Origin of the sequence: Pseudomonas sp., from assembly GCF_050739655.1 — a bacterium.
Taxonomy (GTDB): Bacteria; Pseudomonadota; Gammaproteobacteria; order Pseudomonadales; family Pseudomonadaceae; genus Aquipseudomonas.
In genome coordinates, this window is sequence record NZ_JBOIBY010000322.1 from 1 (window position 1) to 3,127 (window position 3,127).

Sequence of the window (3,127 nt, forward strand, 5' to 3'; positions counted from 1 at the left end):
TGCGGGCTTTGTCTTCATCGCTCAGGTGTTCGAGGATGCGCTCGTCGTCGATCATGATCAGCGTGCCGTTCTTCTCGATGACTTCACGCTCGGCGGCGAAGTACAGCGGGACGATCGGGATGCCTTCAAGGTAGATGTACTGCCAGATATCCAGCTCGGTCCAGTTCGACAACGGGAATACGCGGATGGATTCGCCCTTGTTCACTTTGCCGTTGTAGACGTTCCACAGTTCTGGACGCTGGTTTTTCGGGTCCCAGCGGTGCTTGCTGTCACGGAACGAGTACACACGCTCTTTGGCGCGGGATTTCTCTTCATCGCGGCGGGCACCACCGAAGGCGGCGTCGAAACCATACTTGTCGAGCGCCTGCTTGAGGCCCTCGGTCTTCATGATGTCAGTGTGCTTGGCGCTGCCGTGGGTGAACGGGTTGATGTTCTGCGCCACGCCGTCCGGGTTGATGTGGGTGATCAGGTCCAGGCCCAGATCCGCAACCATCTTGTCGCGGAAGGCGTACATCTCCTGGAATTTCCAGCGGGTGTCGACGTGCATCACCGGAAACGGCAGCTTGCCAGGGAAGAACGCCTTGCGTGCCAGGTGCAGCATCACGGCGGAGTCTTTACCGATGGAGTACAGCATCACCGGGTTATCAAACTCGGCGGCCACCTCGCGGATGATGTGGATGCTTTCCGCCTCCAGCTGTTTCAGATGCGTCAGTTTGTCGACCATGGCTACTCACGAAAACTTTCTTATGAACGGCCAGCGGGCCGTGTTCGAGCGGGGATCCTAGCACAGCGACCTCTTCTAATCAGGACGCCCACTAGATCGAAAGAGCATATGAATATACCCCTGCGTTTGGGCCTCTGTGTAGGAGCGAGCTTGCTCGCGATGGTCGTCAACGATAACGCTGGGCGCCTGATGCCCGGCGGTGTTCTTGCGTTCATCGCGAGCAAGCTCGCTCCTACAGTGGGCGAAGCATGATCAGATAGGATTCGGGCAATCGATGAAGATGTGCTCAAGAGCGAACCGCCGTGCCAGGTAATCCCCCAGCGCCTGGACACCATAGCGCTCGGTGGCGTGGTGACCGGCGGCGATGAAGCTGATGTCGTTTTCCCGGGCGCTGTGGAAGGTTTGCTCCGACGCTTCGCCACTGAGGTACAAATCGACTCCCGCCAACACCGCTTGATCGATATAGCCCTGGCCACCACCGGTGCACCAGCCGATCCGGCGAATCATGTTGCTGCCTTCAATCACCAGTGGCTCGCGCCCCATGACTTCCTGCACGCGGCGGGCGAAGTCGCGGGGTGTCATCGGCTCGTTCAAGGAGCCGACCAGGCCGACAACTTTCAGGTTGTCAGGGTCCAGCGGGCCTTCGACCGTGATGTCGAGCTGCCGCGCCAGCTGCACGTTATTGCCAACGTCCGGGTGCAAGTCCAGCGGCAGGTGATAGGACAGAAGGCTGATGTCGTGCTTGAGCAACGTCTTCAATCGACGCTGCTTCATGCCGGTGATGCACGGGTTCTCACCCTTCCAGAAGTAGCCGTGGTGCACCAGCACCAGATCAGCGTTGGCCTCGACGGCGGCATCGAGCAGCGCCTGGCTGGCGGTGACTCCGCTGACAATGCGCATCACTTGCGGGCGCCCCTCGACCTGCAAGCCGTTGGGGCAGTAATCAGCAATTTTCGAACTGCTGAGGTAACGGTCGGCTTCTTCGACCAGGGTGCTCAGGGCGACGGCCATAAAAGACTCCTAAATATCCCGTTCAGAGGCACGCGTGGCCTCGTATAATGCGCGTCATTATGAGCGGTCTCATTCCGCCTGCAACTCTCTCAGGACGTGCTTAATGCTCAAGGCGCTGCGTTTTTCCGGCTGGCCGCTGTTGGCCGGCGTGCTTGTCGCTCTGTTAATCATCCAGCGTTACCCGCAGTGGGTCGGGCTTCCAAGCCTCGACGTCAACCTGCAACAAGCGCCGCAAACCACGAGCATGAAGGAAGGTCCGGTCTCCTACTCGGACGCGGTAACCACCGCCGCGCCGTCGGTGGTGAACCTGTACACCACCAAAGTGATCAACAAACCCAACCATCCGCTGTTCGAAGATCCGCAGTTCCGGCGCTTCTTCGGCGACAACTCGCCCAAGCAAAAACGCATGGAGTCGAGCCTCGGTTCCGGCGTGATCATGAGCCCGGAAGGCTACATCCTGACCAACAACCATGTGACCAGCGGCGCCGACCAGATCGTGGTGGCACTCAAGGATGGTCGCGAAACCCTGGCGCGGGTCATTGGCAGCGACCCGGAAACCGACCTCGCGGTACTGAAGATCGATCTGAAAAACCTGCCATCGATCACCGTCGGCCGCTCTGACAACATCCGCATCGGCGACGTCGCGCTGGCCATCGGCAACCCCTTCGGTGTCGGTCAGACGGTGACCATGGGCATCATCAGTGCCACCGGGCGCAATCAGCTGGGCCTGAACAACTACGAAGACTTCATCCAGACCGACGCCGCCATCAACCCCGGCAACTCCGGCGGTGCGCTGGTGGACGCCAGCGGCAACCTGACCGGCATCAACACGGCGATTTTTTCCAAATCCGGTGGCTCACAGGGCATCGGTTTCGCCATCCCGGTCAAACTGGCGATGGAGGTGATGAAGTCGATCATCGAACACGGCCAGGTGATTCGTGGCTGGCTGGGCATCGAGGTGCAGCCGTTGACTCAGGAACTGGCCGAGTCCTTTGGCCTGTCGGGACGTCCGGGCATTGTCGTTGCGGGGATTTTCCGTGACGGTCCGGCACAAAAGGCCGGGCTGCAACTGGGCGATGTGATTCTTGCCATCGACGGCGAACCGGCCGGTGATGGGCGTCGTTCGATGAACCAGGTTGCACGGATCAAGCCGACCGACAAGGTCGCGATCCAGGTCATGCGTAACGGCAAGGAACTCAAGCTCACGGCGGAAATCGGTTTGCGTCCGCCACCGGCACCGGTCAAGGAAAAAGAAGAGAACTAAGCTGGGTTGCGGACGTATGGTGGTGGGCGGCTAGCCCATCACGAGCAACCCCAAAAACTTGTGGGAGCGTGGCTTGCCCGCGATGAACGATAACGCGGTCTATCTGTTACACCGCGGTGCCTTCATCG

The 3,127-nt window shown here is 59.8% G+C and carries 3 protein-coding genes; 1 reads left to right on the forward strand and 2 read right to left on the reverse strand.

The features are described from left to right. A partial coding sequence (gene cysD / locus ACRESJ_RS15780; RefSeq protein WP_431758730.1) for a sulfate adenylyltransferase subunit CysD occupies positions 1-724 on the reverse strand: 724 nt, incomplete at its 3' end. A gap of 252 nt (positions 725-976) precedes the next feature. Beyond that, the gene (locus tag ACRESJ_RS15785) at positions 977-1,735 is read right to left on the reverse strand and encodes a Nif3-like dinuclear metal center hexameric protein (protein ID WP_431758731.1); all 759 of its coding nucleotides are present in this window, start codon (positions 1,733-1,735) and stop codon (positions 977-979) included. Between the two features lie 103 nt (positions 1,736-1,838). Here ACRESJ_RS15785 and algW point away from each other — a divergent pair, with 103 nt between their 5' ends. Then, entirely contained in the window at positions 1,839-2,999 is a 1,161-nt protein-coding gene (algW, locus tag ACRESJ_RS15790; RefSeq protein ID WP_431758732.1) for a Do family serine endopeptidase AlgW, read from the forward strand. The last annotated feature ends 128 nt before the right edge of the window (positions 3,000-3,127 follow it).

What these genes read in the sequence shown, in the direction of transcription:
- ACRESJ_RS15785 (WP_431758731.1), bottom strand. Translation starts at nt 1,735, where the DNA reads ATGGCCGTCGCCCTGAGCACCCTGGTCGAAGAAGCCGACCGTTACCTC.
- algW (WP_431758732.1), top strand. Translation starts at nt 1,839, where the DNA reads ATGCTCAAGGCGCTGCGTTTTTCCGGCTGGCCGCTGTTGGCCGGCGTG.